Raw genomic sequence first — 20,607 nt, forward strand, 5'->3', positions numbered from 1 at the left:
TCGGCTTCGCGTGCAGATGGTCGTGCCGCCCGGGCCCACGCCCCCGTTCTCCCGCCCATCACCGCACCCTTGCCGCGCGCCGAGCAGGGCGTTGCCGGCCCAGCAGTCCTTCCCCGGCCACCGGCCGCAGTCCATGCGGGCAGCCGCCGCCGTCATGGGCGCCCTGCTCGCCCACATCGCCCTTCCGGGCCCGCACGCCTGCGCGCTCCGCTCAGTCCAGCGTCTGCGCGAGGTACGCCCTGACGAGCGTCCGGGTCTCGGCGACGATGGCCACGTCGCCCGGCGGGTCCGTACGGAAGGCGAGCTGGAGCAGGGCGTCGGCCGCTTCGACGCTGACCAGGATCGCCCGGGACAGACCCTCCTCGGGGTGGCGGCCGAGATGCCCGGCGAGCAGCCCGGCGAGCCGGTCCGCCAGGCGCCGGTTGGCGTCGTCCGACGCGTCCTCGGCCGGGAACGGCGGCCCGAAGTCGACCAGGGCGAACCCGGGAACGGTCCGCTTCATCGCCAGGTACTCGTCCAGTACCGCGTCGATGGCCTCGCGCCAGTCGTCGGCGGGGAGGGCGGCGAGCCGGGCGGCGATGCGCTCGGCGTAACTGTCCAGGTTGCGCAGCGCGAGGGCGTCGACGAGGGCGCGCTTGTTGGAGAAGAACCGGTAGACGGAGCCGATCGGCACTTCGGCGCGCTCGGCGACAGCACGCGTCGTGAGCTGCTCGTAGCCGGTCTCGTCCAGGAGTGCGGCACAGGCGTCGAGTATCCGGGCCAGGCGGTCGGCGCTGCGCTGCTGCACGGGAGCGCGGCGGAGGTTCGGGTTCGCATGGGGCACGGGCTCCATGATGCCGTGGCCCCCGCGCCCGCCGGACAGCGGCGGCACCCCTCCGGGGAAGCCGGCACCCACCACGAACGGCCCACCGCGTGCCGTATGCCGTTGACGTACCCCCACTCCTATTCCTACGGTAAAGCATAGGATTCGTTGTCCGGCGGATCCGAGGGCTTCTTGGGCACCAGGAGTGCGGGATGAGCGCGATCGAGCAGGCGAGGAAGACGGCCGAGGAGCTGACCTACTCCTCCGGATTCGGCAATGAGCACAGCTCGGAGGCGGTCCCCGGGGCGTTGCCGCACGGCCGCAACTCCCCCCAGCGCGCCCCGCTCGGGCTGTACGCGGAGCAGCTGAGCGGCTCCGCCTTCACCGAGCCGCGCGCCCACAACCTCCGTTCCTGGCTCTACCGGGTCCGCCCCTCCGCCGCGCACCCGGCCTTCGCCCGCATCGACAACGGCGGGCTGCGCTCGGCGCCCTTCACCGAGTCGGTGCCCGACCCGAACCGGCTCCGCTGGAACCCGCTGCCCGACCCCGCGCCCGGCACGGACTTCCTCAGCGGGCTCTGGACGCTGGGCGGCAACGGGGACGTCACCCAGCGCGGCGGGATGGCGATCCACCTCTACCACGCCAACTCCTCCATGACGGACCGGGTGTTCAGCGACTCCGACGGCGAGCTGCTGATCGTTCCCGAACGCGGCGGACTGCTGCTGCGCACCGAACTGGGCCTGCTGCGCGCCGAACCGGGCCACATCGCGCTGATCCCGCGCGGCGTCCGCTTCCGGGTGGAGCTGCTGGAGGAGACCGCGCGCGGTTACGTCTGCGAGAACTACGGCCGCCCGTTCGCGCTGCCCGACCTCGGCCCGATCGGGGCCAACGGCCTGGCGAACGCCCGGGACTTCCTCTCCCCCGTCGCCGCGTACGAGGACGACGACCGCCCGGTGGAGGTGGTGAACAAGTTCTGCGGGAACCTCTGGTCGGCAACGTACGACCACTCGCCGCTCGATGTCGTCGCCTGGCACGGCAACTACACCCCGTACGTCTACGACCTGCGCCGGTTCAACGTGATCGGCACGATCAGCTACGACCACCCCGACCCGTCGATCTTCACGGTCCTGACCTCGCCGTCCGACACCCCGGGGCTCGCCGGGGTGGACTTCGTCGTCTTCGCCCCGCGCTGGCTGGTCGGCGAGGACACCTTCCGGCCGCCGTACTTCCACCGGAACGTGATGAGCGAGTACATGGGCCTGATCGAGGGGGCGTACGACGCGAAGGCCGACGGCTTCGTCCCCGGCGGCGGCTCCCTGCACAACATGATGTCGGCCCACGGCCCGGACCGGGAGACCTTCGACCGGGCGAGCGCGGCGGAGCTGAAGCCGCAGAAGATCGACGACGGTCTGGCCTTCATGTTCGAGACCCGCTGGCCGGTCACGGCGACCGCCCAGGCGGCCACCGCCGACCACCTGCAACGCGGCTACGACGACGTGTGGCAGGGTCTGAGCCGCAACTTCCGGCCGTAGGCGGTACCGGAAGGGCACGCAGGGGCGGTACAGGACGGGACGTGACGGGGACGGACATGACCGAGAGCCATGAGCAGGCCGGGGCGGACAGCGGCGCGGACCAGCCACGCCACCCGCCCGCCTTCGCCCCCGACTCCCTCGTACTGAACCGGAAGCTGCCGCTCTGGTATCAGGTCTCGCAGTCGCTGCGGGCCTCGATACTGGGCCGCCCGCAGGACGCCTCCGCCCGGCTGCCCACCGAGGAGCAGCTCGCCGCGCACTACGGCGTCAGCGTGCTCACGATGCGCCAGGCACTGAAGGAGCTGGAGACCGAGGGGCTGATCAGCCGGCACCGGCGGCGCGGTACGTTCATCGAGCCGCGCGCCCGCCGGGTCTCGCCGGTGCGGCTGCTGGGCTCGGTCGACGCGATCGTCGCCCAGCAGTCCGGGGAGGCGACGACGGTTCTCGGCCACGGGGCGGTACCGGTGCCGGGCGACCTCGCGGAGTTCTTCCCGGACTGCGGCGAGGTGGTCAGCTACCGGCGGCTGCGCCGCGACGGCGAGAGCGACGAGCCGACCAACTGGGCGGAGAACGCGGTACGTCCCGACGTCGCCGCCCGGATCGACGTCACCGACCTGGAACGCTGGCCGATGACCAAGGTCCTGCGCGATGTCGTCGGGGTGAAGATCTCCCGGATCACCGACACGGTGGAGGCCCGCCTCGCCGACCCGGTCACCGCCGAACTGCTCCACGTCCCACTGCTCAGCCCGATCCTGCACTACACGGGCGTGACGTACGACGAGGAGGGGCGCGTCGTCGACGTGGCCCGCATCCGCTACCGGGGCGACCGCTTCTCGTTCTCCGTGACGGTGGAGGCGCACTGACCCGATCCCGTGTGCCCGCCCCCGCCGCTACGATGCGCGAGGGTCACGCGGACAGGGGAGGACGGCTCGGTGGCAGCGCGCAGGACGGCGGCGGCCGGATCCGGCAGGGACTTGGAGTCCTCGCCGCCGGACGCTCCCCCACCACGGGATGCTTCCTCACCTCCGAACGCCTCCTCTCCGCAGGAAGACTCCTCACCGCAGGACGCTCCCTCACCACAGGAGGGCTCCTCACCACAGGAGGGCTCCTCACCGCAGGACGCCTCTTCGCCGCTCGACGCGTTCGTACCGCTGGACGAACTGATGCCGTGGTCGGTGCGTCCGCTGAGGACCGGCCGCTCCTGGGTCGGCGGCCCCGACCCCGCCGCGCTCCGGGCCCGCTGGGAGCGGCTGGCCGCCGCCGAGGGCGCCGAGCAGGAGCGGCTGTTCGGCCCCACCCGTGCCCGTACGCCGCACACATCGGTCGCCGCGCTGCCCGGGCAGTCCACCGGGACGGGCCGCTTCGCCCGTGAGCCGGGCGACTGCCCCGGTCCCATACGGATCCTGCACGGCCCGTTCGACGAGCAGTGGCTGCTCCCGGACCACCGGCTGATCGACGCGGCCCGCCCGGAGCTGTGGCGGGTCGCCGACGGGCAGCAGCTCTTCGCGGTCGAACACGGTTACGTGCCCCGGTCCGCCGGGTCCCTCCCCCTGTCCGTGAGCCATCTCCTCCCCGACGGCCACTCCCCCGCCGGGCGGCCGGGCCGGATCAGGCCGCTGTACCGGCGGCCCGGCGCCACCGACCCCAATCTGGCACCGGGCCTGCTGGACGTGGTGCGCGCCCGGCTGGGGCCGGAGATCACCCCCGAGGCCGTACTGTCCTGGACCCTGGCCGCCGCCCGGCCCTCACCCTCCGGCTGCCGGGTCCCGCTGCCCGCCGACGCCGAGGTGTGGGCACAAGGAGTGGAGCTGGGCCGGAAGCTGACACGCATCCAGCTGCGCGGCGCCCGGGACGGGGAACGCCCCCGGCTGCCGGGCGGGCGCAGGCCCTATGTACGGGCGGCGCTCCCGGCCCGGCCGACGGAGATCGCGTACGACGCGGAGGCCGAGGCCCTGATCGTCGGCGATGGCCGGATCTCGCCGGTGGCGGCGGGGGCCTGGGAGTTCACGGTGAGCGGCGTACGGGTGCTGGAGCTCTGGTTCGCCCGCCGGGCGGCGGCAGCGGCAGGCACGGCGGCCGAGGGCGCGGAGGGACTGGCGGCGGTCGGCGCGCGCGGGTGGACCCGGGAGTGGACCTCGGAGCTGCTGGAGCTCGTCTCCGTACTGACGCTCCTGGACGGTCTGCGCCCCCGGCGGGAGGCATTGCGGTCCCGGCTGGAGGGGGTGCCGTTGATCTCCCGGGACGAGCTGCGGGCGGCCGGGGTGCTGCCGGTGCCGGCCTCCGCACGGCGCCCCGCCTCGGTCCTGGGGCACCAGGAGGAGGGGCCGGAGGGACAGTTCGCGCTGCTGTGAGGGCGCGGGACCCCGGTGCGAGAGCCGGCCGGGGGTGGCGAAAGGGCCGGTCGGCAGGGTAAGCACGGGCCATGAGCATTCAGCCCCTCCCCCTCGAAGGCCTCACCGTGGTCGCCGTCGAGCAGGCCGTCGCCGCCCCCTTCGCCACCCGGCAGCTCGCCGACCTCGGAGCCAGGGTCATCAAGGTGGAGCGCCCGGACGGCGGCGACTTCGCGCGCGGCTACGACACGGCGGCACGCGGTCTCGCCTCGCACTTCGTCTGGTGCAACCGGGGAAAGGAGTCCCTGGCCGTCGACCTGAAGGACCCGCGCGGACTGGCTGTGGTGCGTGAACTGATCGCCGGGGCCGATGTGTTCGTCCAGAACCTGGCGCAGGGGGCGGCCGCCCGGCTCGGCCTCGACGCCGCGTCCCTCTGCGCCGGGCACCCGCGCCTGGTGGCGGTCGACATCTCCGGTTACGGGGCGGACGGACCGTACGCGCACAAGCGGGCCTACGACATGCTCGTGCAGTGCGAGGCGGGCCTGGTCTCGGTGACCGGGACCGCCGGGCAGCCGGTGAAGGCGGGCGTTCCGGCGGCGGACATCGCGGCGGCCATGTACGCGTTCTCGGGGGTGCTGGCGGCGCTGCTGCGGCGGGCGAGCACCGGGCGGGGCGGGCCGGTGGAGGTGTCCATGCTGGACGCGCTGGCCGAGTGGATGGGGCATCCGCTGCACCAGGGGATGCACGGCTCGACGCCCCCGGAGCGCACGGGGCTGGCGCACTCGGTGATCGCCCCGTACGACGCCTATGCCACGGCGGACGGCGAGCAGGTGCTGCTCTCCGTGCAGAACGACCGGGAGTGGCGGCGGCTGGCGGAACAGGTGCTCGGGCGGCCCGAGCTGGCCGAGGACCCGGACTTCGCTACGAACGCGGCACGCACCGCCCACCGCGAACGGACCGATGAGGCGGTGGCCGGGGCGCTGGCGAAGCTGACGGGGCGGGAGGCGCTGGCCGGGCTTGAGGCGGCGGGCATCGCCTGCGCCCGGCTGAACACGGTGGCCGACGTGGCGGCGCATCCGCAGCTCGCGGCGCGGGACCGGTGGCGGGAGGTGGGGTCGCCGGTGGGGCCGTTGCGGGCGCTCCTGCCGCCGATCACGCTACCGGGGAGCGAGGAGGCGCGGATGGGGTCCGTACCGGCGCTGGGTGAACACACCGATGCGCTGCTGCGGGCCCTGGGGATGACGGACGAACAGGCATCGGTGCTGCGCCGGGACGGAGTGATCGCCTGAGCCGACCCGAGCGGCGGGCCGGTCCGGAGGGCGTTGACGCGCGTGGGTCAGCGGCGGCTGCCGAAGAGCGAACGCCGCAGTCGCCGCAGGGGCGCGAAGAGCGAGACGCGGGCGCTCCTGCTCCTGCGGGTGTGCGCGACGTCACGCGAGGTCAGCTCGCGCATCAGCAGCGTCGCTTCCGCCGACTCGCGCTGCGGGACGACGGGGCCGCCGAGCACCGCCAGATGGCGGTCGAGGCGCGTACTGGTCGCACCGCTTCCGCAGGTAATGGCAGGTACACGCGCCCTGCTCCGCATCGTTATCTGTTCCATGTCACTCCCCACCCGTACAAGGGCACCCGGTCCGGGCAGGTTAACCCTATCGTCCCTCAGTGACACCCGTGTATCCCGGCCACAGGATTGCGCACACATATACGGAGGTTGACGGGCCGTTACCGAATGCGCGCGATTCCAGGGCGACTTGGGACAGTTCGGCGGGTTTGCCCCTTGGGTTGCCCGCCGCTCGACCGTGGAGCGGGAGGCCTCGACCGGCGAGGACTCCCGCGTGGGGGACGGCGGGTGGCGGAACGCGTGCGTCAGAGAGCGGACTTGAGGACCGGGAGATAGCCGCCCGACTGTCCGGCGGCGGTGGGGTGGTAGGACTCACCGATGTTGAGCCAGTTCACGCTGTGCAGCCAGGAGTTGCCCGAGCAGATCTCGTGTCCGGTGAAGGTGGGGCGGACATCGCCGAAGGTGAAGCCGTGGTCAGCCGCGCGCTTGGCGGTGGCCGTGTTGAGGTGGTCGGACGCGCCGTTGATGGCCGCGCGCTCCTTCTCGCTCAGACCGGCGAGGCAGCTGCCGCCGAGCCGGTAGAAGCGGGGGTAGCCGAGGACGACGACCTGGGCCGAGGGGGCCTTGGTGCGGATCGCCGCGTACACGGAGTCGAGCCGTCCGGGCAGGGTCGAGTCGACGTAGGCGCGGGCGGTGGCGATCCGGTCGAGACAGGCCGCCTCGGACTGCAGGACACAGGTCGTCATGACGTCGGCGAAGCCCGCGTCGTTGCCGCCGACGGAGATCGACACGAGGTCGGTCGAGGCGTTCAGCGGTCCGAGCTGCCCGCTCGTGACGTCGTTGGTCCGGGCACCCGAGCAGGCGGTGAAGTGGAACGAGGCGGGGGAGTTGGCGGCTGCCCAGAGGGCGGGGTAGGCGCGGGAGCTGCGCTTGCAGCTGGAGCCGTCGTAACTGCCGGCTCCGACGCCGGAGGAGTACGAGTCGCCGAGCGCGACGTAGTCGACGGCCTTGACGGACGCGTCGGCGTGCGCGATCCCCGCACCGGTCAGGGCGAGGACCGCACCGAGCAGGAGAGAGGACGAGAACGCCACGAGTCTGGACATTTTCATGGGACCTCCTTGAGCAGGGGGTATCTGCCTACTCCGTAGTAGCAGCACCCCGACCACACTGGAAGTGTCCATGCCAAAAATAGATCCGGAGTGCTTCCGTCCGCCCCCGTGAGTTCACCCGGTGCGCCCTCGGGCCCCGGTGAGCTCCCGTCAGGTCCCGCCGCGCTTCCTGGGGAAACCCGGGTGCACGGGCTGCCCCCGTGCCGGATCATGGACGCCATGCCTGCCTCCCCCGAATCCGCTCTGCCGATCCGGCTCACCGTCGACGACAGCGATTCACCGTCCGACGTCGTCGACGCGCTCTTCCTCGGCCGCTTCGCGACGGGCGAGCAGCCGTACGCGCACAGCTCGTCCCTCGACCGGGTCAAGGCCGGGGCGACCCTGCTGCCCCCGCACGCCACGGTGTTGCGGGCCGCCCGCGACGACGACCGCAGCGCCACGCTCGCCGAGGGCGAGGGCTGGACCCTGCTGGCCTCCCGGTGGAACCGCGGCGCTGACGTCACCGTCACCGCGACCAGCGCGGAGCTTGCGGAGCGGATTCTCGGCGAGGCCACGGAAGGGGCGCAGGACGATCCGGAGCCCCAGCCCGACAACGTGACCATGGGCTTCTGGTACGTCTCCCCGCGCCGCGGCCCGTACCGCACCACCCGCCGGATCACCGCCGGGAGCTGGGACGAGGTGCGCCCCAACTACACCGCGCCGGTGGCCGACGCCATGGACCGGCTGATGAAGGTGACCCCGGACGACATCGCGGGGCGGCTGCTCCTGTTGCACGGCCCGCCCGGCACCGGCAAGACCTCCGCCCTGCGCACCCTGGCCCGCTCCTGGCGCGACTGGTGCCAGGTCGACTGCGTGCTGGACCCCGAGCGGCTGTTCAACGACGTCGGCTATCTGATGGACATCGCGATCGGCGAGGACGACGGCTCGGCGAAGGGCGGCCGGTGGCGGCTGCTGCTCCTGGAGGACTGCGACGAGCTGATCCGCGGCGAGGCCAGGCACACGGCGGGCCAGGCCCTGTCCCGGCTGCTGAACCTGACGGACGGTCTGCTGGGCCAGGGGCGGAACGTTCTGGTGGGGGTCACCACCAACGAGGACCTGGAGCGGCTGCACCCGGCGGTCGTCCGGCCGGGCCGGTGTCTGGCCCGGATCGAGGTCGGCGGGCTGACCCGCCAGGAGTCGTCGGCCTGGCTGGGCACGGAGGAGGGCGTGAGCCGGGAGGGCAACACGCTCGCCGAGCTGTACGCGCTGCGCCGGGGCATCGGCCCCGCGTCGGTGCCGAAGCAGGACGCGGGGGCGGACGCGGGGCTGTACTTGTAACTGCTGGCGGTTGACGTACGCCCCCTGCCGGGCGGGGCGGGACGACCGCGGCTACAGCTACAGCTGCGGATCAGTCCCCGTACTACGGATCAGCCCCCGTACGCGGCCCGCACCGCGTCCCGGGCGAGCGCCAGGGCCTGTTCCCGGGTGAGGCCGAGCCGCTCGGCGGTCTCCGCGTAACTCTGCGCGGCGGTCGCGGCCCGCTGCTCCGCCGCTCCCCCGGCGGCGGCGACGAAGGTCCCGTTACGGCCCCGGGTCTCGATCACGCCGTCCGCCTCCAGGGCGCGGTAGGCCTTGGCCACCGTGTTGGCGGCGAGGCCCAGCTCCTCGGCGAAGCCGCGTACGGTCGGGAGGCGGTGGCCGACGGGCAGGGCTCCGGAGCGGGCCAGTTCGGAGAGCTGGTTGCGCAGTTGCTCGTACGGGGCGATGCCGGAGTCCGGGTCCAGGACGATCTTCGCAGTCACGGGCTTCTCAGTCACGGGCCGATTCTCCCCCACCGGCGGAAAGCCGATTCCCCGTCACCGACGAAAAAGGAGAGGCGCCCGGGGCCCGGCTGCACCTACCGTCCCCCGCATGACTGTGATCGTGCGCGATTTCCGGCCGTCCGACGCCGAGGAGTGGACCCGTGTCCGCCGGGCTTCGGTCCCTTACATGGTGGCCACCCCCGAGCAGGTACTCCACGACCAGGCTCACGCCCATCCGGACCGGCACTACCGGCTGCTGGTCGCCGAGGAGGACGGTGAGATCATCGGTACGGCGCAGGCGGGCATCAGCCACGACAGCCCGGAACCGGGGCAGGGGTTCGTCACCCCGCACACACTCCCCGGTCGCACCGGCCGCGGCGCGGGCTCGCTGCTGCTGACCACGGCGGAGGAGCACCTGGCACAGGCCGGGGCCACGGTGGTGTACGCGTGGGTCCTGGACAACCCGGAGAGCCTGGGCTTCGCCCGTGACCGGGGCTATCTGCCCAAGCGCTCCGCCCACTTCCAGCGTCTGGACCTGGCGGGCGGTTCCCTGCCGCCGCGCCAGGAGGTCCCGGCGGGCGTCGAGCTGAGGACGGGCGCCGACTTCACCGACGATCCCCGGCCGCTGTTCGAAGCGGACGTCGAGGCGACGGCGGACGAGCCGGGTGACATCCCCGTCGAACTGGACGACTACGAGGACTGGCTGACGAACATCTGGCGGCACCCGGCCTTCGACCAGGAGCTGACCTCGGTGGCGCTGGTGGACGGGAAGGTGGCGGCGTTCAGCGCGGCCACCACCGACGGGGCGCGGACCTATCTGAGCGCCATGACCGGCACCCTGCGGGACTTCCGGGGGCGGGGCCTGGCGAAGCTCGCGAAGAACGACTCGCTGCACCGGGCGCGGGCCGCCGGGTACACGGACGCGTACACCTCCAACGACGCGGGCAACGGGCCGATGCTGGCCATCAACGAGTGGTTCGGCTACACGGTCTGCGCCACGGAGGTCCGGCATGTCCGCACCCTCCCCTGAGCCCGGCGCGCCCCGCACGGCCGGCGCACGGGACGTGGTCGTCGCCCTGACCAAGGCGGGCCGCACCAAGATCAGGTATCCGGCGGAGCTGGTCCGCGACGACGGCGTCCGTATCACCGTACGGGCCCCGTGGGCCGCGCCCGGGGTGCGGGACTTCGGCTTCGTCCGGTTCGAGCCGGGCGATGTCCTCACCGAGCACTACTGGCGTGACCGGTGGTTCGCGGTGAAGGAGGTCCGGGGCGGCGACGGCGGGCTCAAGGGCTGGTACTGCGACATCACCCGGCCCGCCGTCCTGGCCGACGGGGTGCTGGAGGTCGAGGATCTGGACCTTGACCTGTGGGTGTCGGCGGACGGCTCGTCCGTACTCCGGCTCGACGAGGACGAGTTCGAGGCGAGCGGCCTGGCCGGTCGCGACCCGGCTGCGGCCGGGGCGGCGGCCTCAGCCCTGGACGAGCTGGAACGCCTGGCCCGGACCGAGGGGCTGGCCTGTCTCCTCTCCTGAGCCCTCACCCGCCGGTGTACGGAGGGGCCGCGGGCAGTTCCACGCTCACGTGACGGACGCCGGAACCGACCCGGGCCCTGCGCACCGCGGTGAACGGGGGGCACTGCTCGGCGACCTCAACGGCACCTGGAGGACCGTGCGTTCGACGGCCTCACCTCTCAGCTGGGGGTGTGAAGCCGGCGGGCTCGCGGGGCTGCCCGCCACCGGGAGCGGCCGACTGCCGGTGGCGGCCGGGATCAGCTGGTGAACACCACGGGGAGGCGCGCCGGTCAAGGGCGGGGACGGAAGCCGGCGACCAACTCCACCTCGTATCCTGCCGGGTCCTCCAGATAGGCGGCGCAGTGGGTCTCACCGCCCGCGAACGGATGGCGGTCGGGGAACAGCAGGCGCCAGCCGTGCTCAGGGGCCTCGGCCGTCAGCGCGTCGAGGGCAGCCCGGTCCGCGACATGGAACGCCAGGTGGTTGAGGCCGGGGCGGCGGCGGTCGTGGCCGTCGGCGGCGAGGTCGGGTGACTGCTCGACCACGACATAGGTCTCGCCGCGCCGCCAGCTTCGGCCGTGTGCCCAGCGCTGGTACGGGACATGGCCGAGGCGGCCCAGCAGCCAGCCCCAGCTGCGCTCCGCCCCCGCCAGGTCCGCCACCCACAGCTCGATGTGGTGCACGCGCCCGGTGACCTCCCCGGCGGCGGGCAGCGGGACGCCCCGGCTGGCGCCGCCCGGTTCGTACGCGACGGGGTCCCCGTCCTGGTGCCAGTGGATCATGAAGTGCTCCCCCGCCCGGTAGCCGTCGAGGCCCGCCCGGCAGTAGGCGACCATGTCGTCCGGCAGGGCGGCCAGCGGGGACCAGACCAGCTCGGAGCACTTCTCCGGCTCGGCGTTGCGCGGTGGGCGCTCCGGGTCGTACTCCGCGACGAAGAACCAGCCCATGCGGGCGCCGCCGCCGGGGCCCCGGTGCTGCATCACGAGCGCCACCTTCAGCTCGTCGGGGTCCAGATCGAGGCCGATCTCCTCGGCGGCTTCCCGGATCATCGCCTCGCGGACGTCCTCGCCGTCCTCCGCGTGGCCCGAGGGCATGTGCAACAGGCCGTCCGCATACCCCGTGTCGGAGCGGCGGGCGAGCAGCACGTCGGGGCCCCGGCGCAGGATGAGGTGGACGTCGACGACCTCGGTGTGCCGGTGCGGGGGCATCGCGCGGGCCACCAGGGCATAGCGCTCGTCATCGACCTTCCTGCCCCACAGCCGCGCGTCGGCGGCGAGGTCCTCGTGGTGGACGCGCTCGGTGTGCGCGGAGAGGAGACGGGTCAGAGTGGTGGCGGACAGCCCCACCCCGCCCCACACCCCTTCGACGAGGACCAGCCGCCCGCCCGGCTTCAGCAGACCGAACCAGTGCTCCAGGGCCGCCGCCGGATCGGGCAGCAGCCAGACGACATGGCGGGCCACGACGACATCGAACGCGCGCTCCCCGACCGGGGGCCGGGCCGCGTCCCCGACCAGCACCTCGGCTCCGGTCCCGGCGAGCTTGGCCCGGGCCCGGTCCGCCATCCGGGGTGAGCGGTCGACGGCGGTGACGCGGTGGCCCTGGCCCGCGGCGAGCAGGGAGAGACTGCCGGTGCCGCACCCCAGGTCCAGCACATCGCCGCGGACAGCGGGCAGCCAGCTCTCCAGCCGCCCGGCCCAGGCGTCGCGCACGGCGGGGTCGAGGAGCCCGTGGTCGGGCTCCTCGTCGAAGGATCCGGCCGCCGCGTCCCAGTCGATCGTGGTCATGGTGTCGATGCTCTCAGCCACCACTGACAGTGCGGGAGTTCTCGGCCGTTTTCCGGCCGCCGCGCCTTCTGACGACCAGCCGGTGGACCAGCGGCCAGGCCACGATCAGCGCCACGATCGCGTAGACCGTGACGGGGAAGGGGGAGGGGGTGTTGACCAGGCCGGTCGCGCTGCCGTCGCTGATCTGGAGTGCGCGGCGCAGCTGCTGTTCGGCGGCCGGGCCGAGGATCACCCCGATGACGGCGGGCAGCACCGGCAGTCCGTAGCGCCGCATCCCGAACCCGATCAGCCCGATGACCAGGAGGACCACCAGGTCGAGGGACTCGCCACCGACCGCGTACGCGCCGACGGCGGCGAAGGAGAGGATGCCCGCGTACAGGTAGGGGCGCGGGATTCGCAGGAGTTTCGCCCGGACGGGGGCGAGCGGCAGGTCGAGGGCGAGCGGCAGCACCATGCCGACGAACAGGGAGGCGATGAGCCCCCGGACCAGCTCCGGTTCGCGTTCGAAGAGAAGAGGGCCCGGCTGGATTCCGTACTGCTGGAAGGCGGCCAGCATCACGGCGGCGACGGCGGTGGTGGTGGGCAGCCCGAGGGTGAGCATGGCCGCGAGGGTTCCGGCGGCGGATGCGGAGGCGGCGGCCTCCGGTCCGGCGACGCCTTCGATGGCACCCTTGCCGAACTGGTCGCGGTGCTTGGAGAGCCGCTTCTCGGTGACGTAACTGAGGAAGGTGGGGATCTCCGCGCCGCCCGCCGGGACGGCGCCGAAGGTGGAGCCGATGACCGGCCCGCACGACCAGGGCTTCCAGGTCCGTTTCAGATCGGTGCGGCCGAGCCAGGCGCGGCCGACGGGTATGGGCCTCCCGGTGGAGCGGCGCAGGTGGGCGGCGCCCCAGAGGGCCTCACCGATCGCGAAGAGGCCCACCGCGACGATCACCACGTCCACGCCGTCGGCGAGTTGGCGCGACGGGACTTCCTGAGCGCCCTCTTAGCCTCGCCTTAAAGGGAGCATAAGGATCGCCATCACCCCGCCCCAGCAGGCGTTTTCGGCGTTTCGAGCGGCTAGCTTGCTGATCGCCCACCCCCGCAGCCGTGCCGTTCCAGAAGGAGATCCACCCATGACCGCTCGTCGCAAGGCCACCGGGATTCTCGCCCTCGGTTTCGCCCCGATCGCGCTGGCCGGGCTGGCCGCCGCCCCGGCCGTCGCGCACGGTTCGCTGACCGATCCGGTGAGCCGGGTGTCCGCGTGCTTCGCGGAGGGTCCGGAGAACCCGAAGTCGGCGGCGTGCCGGGCTGCCGTCGCGGCGGGCGGTACACAGGCGCTGTACGACTGGAACGGGGTGAACATCGCCAACGCGGCGGGCAAGCACCGCGAGCTGATCCCGGACGGCAAGCTGTGCAGCGCGGCCAACGACAAGTTCAAGGGGCTCGACCTGCCGCGTGCCGACTGGCCGACCACCGCGATGTCGGCGGGCAAGCACACGTTCCGGTTCCGCGCGACGGCCCCGCACAAGGGCTCGTTCGAGCTGTACATGACCAAGCCCGGCTATGACCCGACGAAGCCGCTGGCCTGGTCGGACCTGGAGGCGAAGCCCTTCGCGGAGGCCACCGACCCGGTGCTGGAGAACGGTTCGTACGTCTTCGACGGGACGATCCCCGAGCGCGCGGGGCGGCAGCTGATCTACACGGTGTGGCAGCGCTCCGACTCCCCCGAGGCGTTCTACACCTGCTCCGACGTGACGTTCGGCGGCGGTCCGGCCGGCAGCGGCACGCAGGACGGCGGGGCGGAGAAGGAGGAAGGGTTGCAGGGCGGTGACTCCGGTGCCCAGGCCCCGGCTCCGGCCCCCTCCGCGCCCTCCGCGCCCTCCGAGGACGCGATCGCCGAGGGCGCCGAGAAGTCCTCCGTCGAGCACAACGGGCACGGCGACGACGACGCGAACACCGGGGCGAAGGTCAACACCGCCGCTCCGGCCTCCCCTTCGGACAAGGACAGGGACCAGGACAAGGACGAGGACAAGGCCGACAGCTCGGGCGAGGGCAACGCTCCCGAGGTCAACACCGCGAGCAAGGACGAGGTGCTCGCCGAGACCGGTGGCTCCGGCAGCAGCACCTACCTCGCCATCGGGGGCGCTGGGGTGCTCGCCGCCGGTGCGGCCGTGCTGTTCGCCTCGCAGCGCCGCCGGGCCGCCGCGTCGACGGGCCGCCACAGTCGCTGACCGGCACCGACCGCCGCAGCGGCCTTCCGTACCCCTGCCGCGTCCCTCCGGGACGTCGGGCGCGGCAGGACGTGACGGGCCGGGGCCCGCCGTCCGCCCCACCGGACGGCGGGCCCCGGCCCGTTGTCGTGTCGCGATGTGCCGTAACGCGTCGTCGGGGCCCGCGGGTCAGCCGATCACCGAGGCGCAGGTGGTCGGGGTGGCACGGGCCGGGTCCAGGGCGTTGGCCACTTCATGGAAGGCGATGCGGTCGATGGTGCCGATCGCCACGTGCTCGGACAGGTCGAGCGGGCACAGGTCCTGGAGGAGGACGTTGCGTACGTTCGGGCCGTCCAGGTACTGCGTGCGGTACGGGGTCACGACCTGGTCGTACTTGGTCGCGATGACGGTGTAGCGGACGCCGGGGACGGTGTCGCCGCCCGCCGTGAGCTTGGTGATGAAGGGCGATCCCGCGATCTGGTCGGCGAGTCCGGGGGTCTTCTCGCTGATGAACTTCTCGACGCCGGGGAAGAACGGCAGCAGCTTGGTCAGGCCGAGCAGCGTGGTGCCGTGGTTGTCCGGGGCGATGCCGACGAGGGCGTTGACCTTGTCGGCGCCTCCGAGGAACTTCAGGTAGTAGTTCGGCATCATGCCGCCCTGGGAGTGGCCGACGAGATCGGCCTTCGGGGCTCCGGTGGCGTCGAGCACCTTGTCGACGAACACGTCGAGCTGTTCGGCGGACTTGTCGATGGGTCCCAGACCGTGGAAGAACGGCACGCCGGGGAGCTGGCCGTAGTCGAGGGAGAAGACGCAGTAGCCCCGGTTGACCAGGTAGGGGGCGAGGAACAGCCAGTTGTCGATGGAGTTCCCGAAGGTTCCGTGGACCAGGACGACCGGGCGGGGATGGGCGGCGGAGGGCTTGCAGGAGTAGTCGTTCCAGCCACGGGAAGTGGCCGTCGCGGCGGTGGGGGTGGCCGCGCTCGCGGTCGCGGTGGGGGCGACGAGAACGGTGAGGGCGAGTAGCAGGGCTGCGAGAGAGCTGCGCACGCGGGGAACGCGCGCAGCACGGATCCAGGGCAGCATCGTGTGGTCTCCTTGCGGCTCAAGGGAGTGCGATGGCGGTGCGCCCTGTGGCCCGGACCACAAGCTCGGTGTGCTCATGCCAAATTACGCACGAGTAAGGTGGGGAGGGAAGTTACGCGTCGGTAAAAACTGGCGCGGTGTCACCGCACATCGAGTAGTGGACGTCCGCAGATGGAGTAGTGGACGTCCGCAGATCAGGTCATGGGTGTCCGGAGACCGAGACCGGGTCACGGGTGTCCGGCCCTGAAGCGCCGGACGCCCCGCGTGTCAGCTCAACCCCGTCGCTCAGGCCGCGAGTCCCGCCGGTTTCACCGCGCCGGGCCCGAACCTCTCCCGCAGCCGGTCCGCCACCTCCTCGATCCGGCGCGTCCGCTCGTCCGCCGGGTCGAAGGTGAGCTGACGGGAGGCGCGTCCGGCATCGGCCAGCCCCTCCGCGCGCAGCGCGATCCCCCGCACCCGGGCCCGCTGGAGCCCGAAGGACTCGTGGATGCGGTAGGCGAGCGCGGTGAGCGCGGCCGAGTGCGCGGTGGGCTCCCGCAGCGTCCGGCTCCGGGTCAGGGTCGCGTAGCCGGTCCGGTCCGCGAACCGCACCGAGACCGCGAGCGACCCGCACACCCGCCCCTCGCCCCGCAACCGCGCCCCCAGTTCCTCGGTGAGCGAGAGAAGCGCGCGGCGGTGCCGCTCGGGGGCCAGTTCGTCGCACGGGAAGGAGCGTTCGGCGGCGATCGAGCGGGCAGCCGCGTTCGGAACGACCCGCGTACGGTCGATGCCCCGCGCCCGTTCCCACACCTCGCGCCCGGTGCGTACGCCGATGATGCGCTGGAGCGTGGCCAGGGGTGCGGCGGCGATCCGGCCGACGGAGTCGAGCCCGTATCCGCACAGGGCGCGCGCCGTGGCTGCCCCGACACCGTCCAGGGCGACGGCCGGGAGCGGCGCGAGGAACGCCGCCTCCTCACCCCGGTCCACCACGAAGGTGACCCCGGGCGCGGCCCGCCGGGCGGCCGTCCGGGCCACGAGGGGGTTGCCCCCCGCCCCGATCGCACAGTCCACGCCGTGCAGGGCGAGCGCCCGGACCCGGATCAGCGAGGCCAGGCCCCGCGCGTCCCGCCCGAAGTAGCGCAGTGCGCCGCTCACATCGGCGAGCGCCCCGTCGGGCGGGGCGGCCTCGACGACCGGGGTGAGCGCGCCGAGCAGGGCGAGCAGACCGGCGTAGTCGGCACTGCCAGGGGGCCCGCCGGTGGTCCTGCGGAACCGCAGGGAGAGGACGCACGGGCCTTCCGCCCCACTGCCGTTCATCCCGCGCTCCCCTGCGACTGGTGCCACAACTTCCTTCCGGTGGGCGCCCCTTCGCCGGGTGGCTGGAGGTCGGCCCAGGGGTTCATCTCATAGCCGGTCTCCATCCGTATACGACGTCCGGGCCCGGAGGCCCCTTCCCCGGCCTCCCCCTCGGCGCCCTCCCCGGCTCCCTCTTCCGGGCCCTCCGCCAGCCGGGCCGCCACCGCGTCGAGCCCTCCGGTGCGCCGGAGTTCGGCCAGATCCGCGAGGTTCCAGGCGGCCGCCCCCACCACGCTCAGGCTGCGCGCGCCGCGCCGCTGCACCACCCCGCGCACCAGCAGCAGCCAGGAGTGGAAGACCGTGTGGGCGCAGGCGGCGTGACTGTCCTCGAAGAACGCCAGGTCGACCAGGCCGGTGCCGTCGTCCAGGGTGGTGAAGACGACCCGGCGGCCGGAGCGCATCGGCGGCGTCTGGGTGGCCACCTTGGCCCCCGCGACCAGCACGGTCTCCCCGTGCCGGGCCTCGCGCAGCCGTTTGGCGGAGACCACGCCCAGCTCCTTCAGGAAGGCCTGGTGGTCCCCCATCAGGTGGCGTGAGACATCCATGCTCAGCACCCCGAGTTCGGCGCTCAGCCGCTCCGCCTCGTTGAGGTCGGGCAGCCCGACGGAGCCCGTGCGGTGCCCCTCCCCCAGCGGAAGCTGGTCCCCGCCGGCACCGGAGCCGGAGCTCCGGTGGGCCCGGTGCAGCTCGGAGAGGTGCAGCAACAGGTCGCGGCGGTTGGCGCCGAAGGCGTCCAACGCGCCCACCTGCGCGAGCCGTTCGGCGACCGGGCGGCCCGGGCGAGCGCGCTGCCAGAAGTCCAGCAGCGAGGCGTAGGGCTGCCCCTCCTCGATCCGGGCGGCCTCGGCCTCGCTGATGCCGTGGACGTCCGAGAGCGCGAGCCGCAGCCCCCAGACTCCCTTCCGACCCCCCTCATCAGACACCAGTTCGATTCGGTGGGCGACCGCCGAACGGTTCACGTCCAGTGGCAGCACCGGCACCCCGCGCCGCCGGGCGTCCGCGAGCAGCAGCCGCTTCGGGTACATCCCGGGGTCGTGCGTGAGCAGACCGGCGTAGAAGGCGGCCGGGTGGTGCGCCTTGAGCCAGGCCGACTGGTACGTCGGCACGGCGAACGCGACGGCGTGCGCCTTGGCGAAGCCGTAGCTGCCGAACGCCTCGATGATCTTCCAGGTGCGGGCGATCACCTCGTCGTCGTACCCCATGGCCGCCGCACGCCGGGGGAACCACTCCCTGATCAGCTCCTGCGACTCGGGGTGGGAGAGCCCGCGCCGCACCCGGTCGGCCTCACCCCGGCCGCAGCCGGTCATGATGTTGACGATCTCGATGATCTGCTCGTGGAAGACGACCACGCCGTAGGTGCCGCTCAGTGCTTCCGCCAGGTCACGGTGGGGATAGCGGACCGGCGCGCGGCCGTGCCGGGCCTCGATGAACGGCCGCACCATGTCGGCCGCGACCGGCCCGGGCCGGAACAGCGAGATGTCGACGACCAGGTCGTGGAAGGTGGCGGGCTGGAGCCTGGCGACCAGGTCTCGCTGGCCCGGCGACTCGATCTGGAAGCAGCCCAGCGTCTCGGCGGTGCGGATCAGCCGGTACGTCTCCGGGTCGCCCGGCGGTACGGCGTCCAGGTCCAGGTCCGTGCCCGAGGCGCGTTTCAGCTCCGCGACGGCGTGCGCCATCGCCGACTGCATCCGTACGCCCAGCACATCGAGTTTGAGCAGCCCCAGGTCCTCCACGTCCTCCTTGTCGAACTGCGCCATCGGGAAGCCCTCGCCGCTGGTGGGCATGACCGGCGTACGGTCCATCAGCCCGGCGTCCGAGAGCAGCACCCCGCACGGGTGCATGGCGATTCCGCGCGGCAGTGCGTCGAGCCCCTCCACCAGCTCCCACAGCCGCCCGTACTTCTCCTGGTTCCGTGCGACCTCCTTCAGCTCGGGCAGCTCCTCCATCGCGGCGCGGGCGTCGCGGGCGCGGATGTGCGGGAAGGCCTTGGCGAGCCGGTCGGTCTCGGCCGGGTCCATGGAGAGCGCCGCCCCGACGTCCCGGATGGCGTGGCGCACCCGGTAGGTCTCGGGCATGGCCACGGTGGCGACGCGCTCGGGTCCGAAGCGTCCGATGATCCGGCGGTAGACGTCGAGGCGGCGGGCCGACTCGACGTCGATGTCGATGTCGGGCAGCACGAAGCGGCGCTTGGACAGGAAGCGCTCCATCAGCAGTCCGTGCTCGACCGGGTCGGCGTGGGCGATACCGAGGAGGTGGTTGACCAGGGACCCCGCTCCGGAGCCGCGCGCGGCGACCCGGATACCCATCTCCCGTACGTCGTCGACCACCTGGGCCACCGTCAGGAAGTAGGTGGCGAAGCCGTGGTGGGCGATGATGTCCAGCTCCTCGCGCATCCGCTCCCAGTAGGCGCGGTCACGGTCGTAGCCGCGCCGCACCATCCCGGCGGCGGCCCGGGAGGTCAGCACCCGCTGGGCGGTACGCCGGCCGGCGCCCACCAGGTGCGGCTCGGGGAAGTGGATGCCGCCCAGCCCGAGGTCGGCGGCGGGGTCGACGCGGCAGGCCTCGGCGGTGTGCCGGGTATCCGCCAGCAGCCGAGCCGCCGCGCCCTGCCCGAGCCCGGCGGCCGAGGCGATCCGCTCGGCGGTCTCCCGCATGGCGCCCTCGCCCTTGAGCCAGCGCTCACCGCTGTCCAGGGGCGAGCGGCGCGGGTCGAGGGGGACGAGCCCGCGGGCGGAGTCGAGGACGTCGGCGATGGGCCCCTGCCCCGGGTCGGCGTACCGGACGGCGTTGGTCAGCACGGCCCGTACGCCCTGTTCGGCGGCGAAGCCGAGGGTACGGGCGGCCAGCCGCAGCGATCCGGGGCCGGCGCCCGCGCGGCCGTGGTGGACGGCTTCGAGGCGCAGGTCGTCGCCGTACCTCTCCCGCCAGGGCGCGAGCAGCGCGGCGGCCCGGTCGGGGCGTCCGGCGGCGAGCGCCCGGCCCACTTCGGAGGCGGGCCCGAGCAGTACGGTCAGCCCGTCGGCGGGCAGTGCGGCCCGGGCGACGAGGGGCGGGCCCGCGGCACCGTCGTCCGTACCGCCCGTGCTCCGCGCATGGGCGGCGGTGACGAGACGGCACAGCCCGGACCAGCCGCGTGCGCCGTCCCGGGCGAGGAAGGTGACCCGGGGCGCGGATTCATCGACAAAGGCACCCCCGCGCACCGGGGTGCGCGGGCGCACGGCCCGGCCCGGCCCCTTCGCGTACGGCTCCACCGCGAGGTCCGCCCCGAAGAGCGGCCGGACGCCGGTCCCCTTCTCCCGGCAGGCCTTGGCGAAGCGGACCGCCCCCGCGAGGGTGTCGCGGTCGGTCAGCGCGAGGGCGTCCATCCCCCGTTCGGCGGCACGCTCGACGAGCCGCTCGGGGTGCGAGGCCCCGTACCGCAGGGAGAACCCCGAAACGGTGTGCAGATGCGTGAACCCGGACATCCGCACCTCCTTGACCGCTACGACCGTTCTGCCACTCACCACCCCCTGCTCTCCACCATAGACCAAGCTTCGAACATTCGTACGATAATCAATGTGGGTCGCACCACGCCGCCCCGCCACCCCCGT

At 73.0% G+C, this 20,607-nt stretch carries 16 protein-coding genes and 1 pseudogene; 8 read left to right on the plus strand and 9 right to left on the minus strand.

Annotated elements, in window-relative coordinates:
• Nucleotides 1-211: 211 nt before the first annotated feature.
• Nucleotides 212-832: a TetR/AcrR family transcriptional regulator gene (locus ACZ5WC_RS15550; RefSeq protein ID WP_468541341.1), complete on the minus strand. Its 621-nt coding sequence runs from the start codon at nucleotides 830-832 to the stop codon at nucleotides 212-214.
• 182 nt (nucleotides 833-1,014) lie between these two features.
• Here ACZ5WC_RS15550 and hmgA point away from each other — a divergent pair, with 182 nt between their 5' ends.
• From hmgA to ACZ5WC_RS15570, 4 genes are all read left to right on the plus strand, one after another.
• Nucleotides 1,015-2,334: a homogentisate 1,2-dioxygenase gene (gene hmgA, locus ACZ5WC_RS15555; protein ID WP_468541278.1), complete on the plus strand. Its 1,320-nt coding sequence runs from the start codon at nucleotides 1,015-1,017 to the stop codon at nucleotides 2,332-2,334.
• Nucleotides 2,335-2,390: 56 nt separating this feature from the next.
• Nucleotides 2,391-3,197 (plus strand): GntR family transcriptional regulator, encoded by an 807-nt coding sequence (locus tag ACZ5WC_RS15560; RefSeq protein WP_468541279.1) that lies wholly within the window; start codon nucleotides 2,391-2,393, stop codon nucleotides 3,195-3,197.
• A gap of 300 nt (nucleotides 3,198-3,497) precedes the next feature.
• Complete coding sequence (locus ACZ5WC_RS15565) at nucleotides 3,498-4,685, plus strand: type ISP restriction/modification enzyme (protein ID WP_468541342.1); 1,188 nt, start codon at nucleotides 3,498-3,500, stop codon at nucleotides 4,683-4,685.
• Nucleotides 4,686-4,756: 71 nt separating this feature from the next.
• Nucleotides 4,757-5,953: a CaiB/BaiF CoA transferase family protein gene (locus tag ACZ5WC_RS15570; protein WP_468541280.1), complete on the plus strand. Its 1,197-nt coding sequence runs from the start codon at nucleotides 4,757-4,759 to the stop codon at nucleotides 5,951-5,953.
• A gap of 47 nt (nucleotides 5,954-6,000) precedes the next feature.
• Here the strand turns inward: ACZ5WC_RS15570 and ACZ5WC_RS15575 are convergent, their stop codons facing one another.
• Both ACZ5WC_RS15575 and ACZ5WC_RS15580 read right to left on the minus strand, forming a co-directional pair.
• On the minus strand, nucleotides 6,001-6,264 hold the full coding sequence (locus ACZ5WC_RS15575; RefSeq protein ID WP_468541281.1) for a hypothetical protein: 264 nt from the start codon (nucleotides 6,262-6,264) through the stop codon (nucleotides 6,001-6,003).
• Between the two features lie 263 nt (nucleotides 6,265-6,527).
• Complete coding sequence (locus ACZ5WC_RS15580) at nucleotides 6,528-7,331, minus strand: SGNH/GDSL hydrolase family protein (RefSeq protein WP_468541282.1); 804 nt, start codon at nucleotides 7,329-7,331, stop codon at nucleotides 6,528-6,530.
• Nucleotides 7,332-7,550: 219 nt separating this feature from the next.
• Here ACZ5WC_RS15580 and ACZ5WC_RS15585 point away from each other — a divergent pair, with 219 nt between their 5' ends.
• Nucleotides 7,551-8,648, plus strand: a complete 1,098-nt coding sequence (locus ACZ5WC_RS15585; RefSeq protein ID WP_468541283.1) for a DUF5925 domain-containing protein — start codon at nucleotides 7,551-7,553, stop codon at nucleotides 8,646-8,648.
• A gap of 89 nt (nucleotides 8,649-8,737) precedes the next feature.
• Here the strand turns inward: ACZ5WC_RS15585 and ACZ5WC_RS15590 are convergent, their stop codons facing one another.
• Nucleotides 8,738-9,112 (minus strand): GntR family transcriptional regulator, encoded by a 375-nt coding sequence (locus tag ACZ5WC_RS15590; RefSeq protein WP_468541343.1) that lies wholly within the window; start codon nucleotides 9,110-9,112, stop codon nucleotides 8,738-8,740.
• Nucleotides 9,113-9,221: 109 nt separating this feature from the next.
• Between ACZ5WC_RS15590 and ACZ5WC_RS15595 the strand changes: the two genes are divergently transcribed.
• Both ACZ5WC_RS15595 and ACZ5WC_RS15600 read left to right on the plus strand, forming a co-directional pair.
• Nucleotides 9,222-10,142, plus strand: coding sequence for a GNAT family N-acetyltransferase (locus tag ACZ5WC_RS15595; protein ID WP_468541284.1), 921 nt, complete (start codon nucleotides 9,222-9,224; stop codon nucleotides 10,140-10,142).
• Complete coding sequence (locus ACZ5WC_RS15600) at nucleotides 10,123-10,644, plus strand: ribonuclease FAU-1 family protein (RefSeq protein ID WP_468541285.1); 522 nt, start codon at nucleotides 10,123-10,125, stop codon at nucleotides 10,642-10,644. The genes ACZ5WC_RS15595 and ACZ5WC_RS15600 overlap by 20 nt, the downstream gene beginning before the upstream one ends.
• 269 nt (nucleotides 10,645-10,913) lie before the next feature.
• On the opposite strand, the gene ACZ5WC_RS15605 is transcribed toward ACZ5WC_RS15600, so the two are convergent.
• Together ACZ5WC_RS15605 and ACZ5WC_RS15610 are read right to left on the minus strand one after the other, a co-directional pair.
• Nucleotides 10,914-12,407, minus strand: a complete 1,494-nt coding sequence (locus tag ACZ5WC_RS15605; RefSeq protein WP_468541286.1) for a methyltransferase domain-containing protein — start codon at nucleotides 12,405-12,407, stop codon at nucleotides 10,914-10,916.
• Between the two features lie 13 nt (nucleotides 12,408-12,420).
• Nucleotides 12,421-13,371: pseudogene (locus ACZ5WC_RS15610) on the minus strand (tripartite tricarboxylate transporter permease); the annotation flags it as partial.
• 151 nt (nucleotides 13,372-13,522) lie between these two features.
• Here ACZ5WC_RS15610 and ACZ5WC_RS15615 point away from each other — a divergent pair.
• Nucleotides 13,523-14,620, plus strand: a complete 1,098-nt coding sequence (locus ACZ5WC_RS15615) for a lytic polysaccharide monooxygenase auxiliary activity family 9 protein (protein ID WP_468541287.1) — start codon at nucleotides 13,523-13,525, stop codon at nucleotides 14,618-14,620.
• 168 nt (nucleotides 14,621-14,788) lie between these two features.
• On the opposite strand, the gene ACZ5WC_RS15620 is transcribed toward ACZ5WC_RS15615, so the two are convergent.
• The 3 genes from ACZ5WC_RS15620 to ACZ5WC_RS15630 form a co-directional block, all read right to left on the minus strand.
• Entirely contained in the window at nucleotides 14,789-15,682 is an 894-nt protein-coding gene (locus ACZ5WC_RS15620) for an esterase/lipase family protein (protein WP_468541288.1), read from the minus strand.
• A 285-nt stretch (nucleotides 15,683-15,967) separates the two neighbouring features.
• Nucleotides 15,968-16,978, minus strand: a complete 1,011-nt coding sequence (locus ACZ5WC_RS15625; RefSeq protein ID WP_468541289.1) for a DNA polymerase Y family protein — start codon at nucleotides 16,976-16,978, stop codon at nucleotides 15,968-15,970.
• Nucleotides 16,975-20,481: a DNA polymerase III subunit alpha gene (locus ACZ5WC_RS15630; RefSeq protein WP_468541290.1), complete on the minus strand. Its 3,507-nt coding sequence runs from the start codon at nucleotides 20,479-20,481 to the stop codon at nucleotides 16,975-16,977. Before ACZ5WC_RS15630 ends, ACZ5WC_RS15625 begins: the two co-directional genes overlap by 4 nt.
• Between the last annotated feature and the right edge of the window lie 126 nt (nucleotides 20,482-20,607).

Source organism: Streptomyces sp. NPDC033165, from assembly GCF_055577965.1.

Coding starts and splice junctions, on each gene's coding strand:
- ACZ5WC_RS15595 (WP_468541284.1), top strand. CDS start 9,222: ATGACTGTGATCGTGCGCGATTTCCGGCCGTCCGACGCCGAGGAGTGG.
- ACZ5WC_RS15620 (WP_468541288.1), bottom strand. CDS start 15,682: ATGCTGCCCTGGATCCGTGCTGCGCGCGTTCCCCGCGTGCGCAGCTCT.
- ACZ5WC_RS15615 (WP_468541287.1), top strand. CDS start 13,523: ATGACCGCTCGTCGCAAGGCCACCGGGATTCTCGCCCTCGGTTTCGCC.
- ACZ5WC_RS15585 (WP_468541283.1), top strand. CDS start 7,551: ATGCCTGCCTCCCCCGAATCCGCTCTGCCGATCCGGCTCACCGTCGAC.
- hmgA (WP_468541278.1), top strand. CDS start 1,015: ATGAGCGCGATCGAGCAGGCGAGGAAGACGGCCGAGGAGCTGACCTAC.
- ACZ5WC_RS15630 (WP_468541290.1), bottom strand. CDS start 20,481: ATGTCCGGGTTCACGCATCTGCACACCGTTTCGGGGTTCTCCCTGCGG.
- ACZ5WC_RS15605 (WP_468541286.1), bottom strand. CDS start 12,407: ATGACCACGATCGACTGGGACGCGGCGGCCGGATCCTTCGACGAGGAG.
- ACZ5WC_RS15580 (WP_468541282.1), bottom strand. CDS start 7,331: ATGAAAATGTCCAGACTCGTGGCGTTCTCGTCCTCTCTCCTGCTCGGT.
- ACZ5WC_RS15575 (WP_468541281.1), bottom strand. CDS start 6,264: ATGGAACAGATAACGATGCGGAGCAGGGCGCGTGTACCTGCCATTACC.
- ACZ5WC_RS15570 (WP_468541280.1), top strand. CDS start 4,757: ATGAGCATTCAGCCCCTCCCCCTCGAAGGCCTCACCGTGGTCGCCGTC.
- ACZ5WC_RS15565 (WP_468541342.1), top strand. CDS start 3,498: ATGCCGTGGTCGGTGCGTCCGCTGAGGACCGGCCGCTCCTGGGTCGGC.
- ACZ5WC_RS15600 (WP_468541285.1), top strand. CDS start 10,123: ATGTCCGCACCCTCCCCTGAGCCCGGCGCGCCCCGCACGGCCGGCGCA.
- ACZ5WC_RS15550 (WP_468541341.1), bottom strand. CDS start 832: ATGGAGCCCGTGCCCCATGCGAACCCGAACCTCCGCCGCGCTCCCGTG.
- ACZ5WC_RS15625 (WP_468541289.1), bottom strand. CDS start 16,978: ATGAACGGCAGTGGGGCGGAAGGCCCGTGCGTCCTCTCCCTGCGGTTC.
- ACZ5WC_RS15560 (WP_468541279.1), top strand. CDS start 2,391: ATGACCGAGAGCCATGAGCAGGCCGGGGCGGACAGCGGCGCGGACCAG.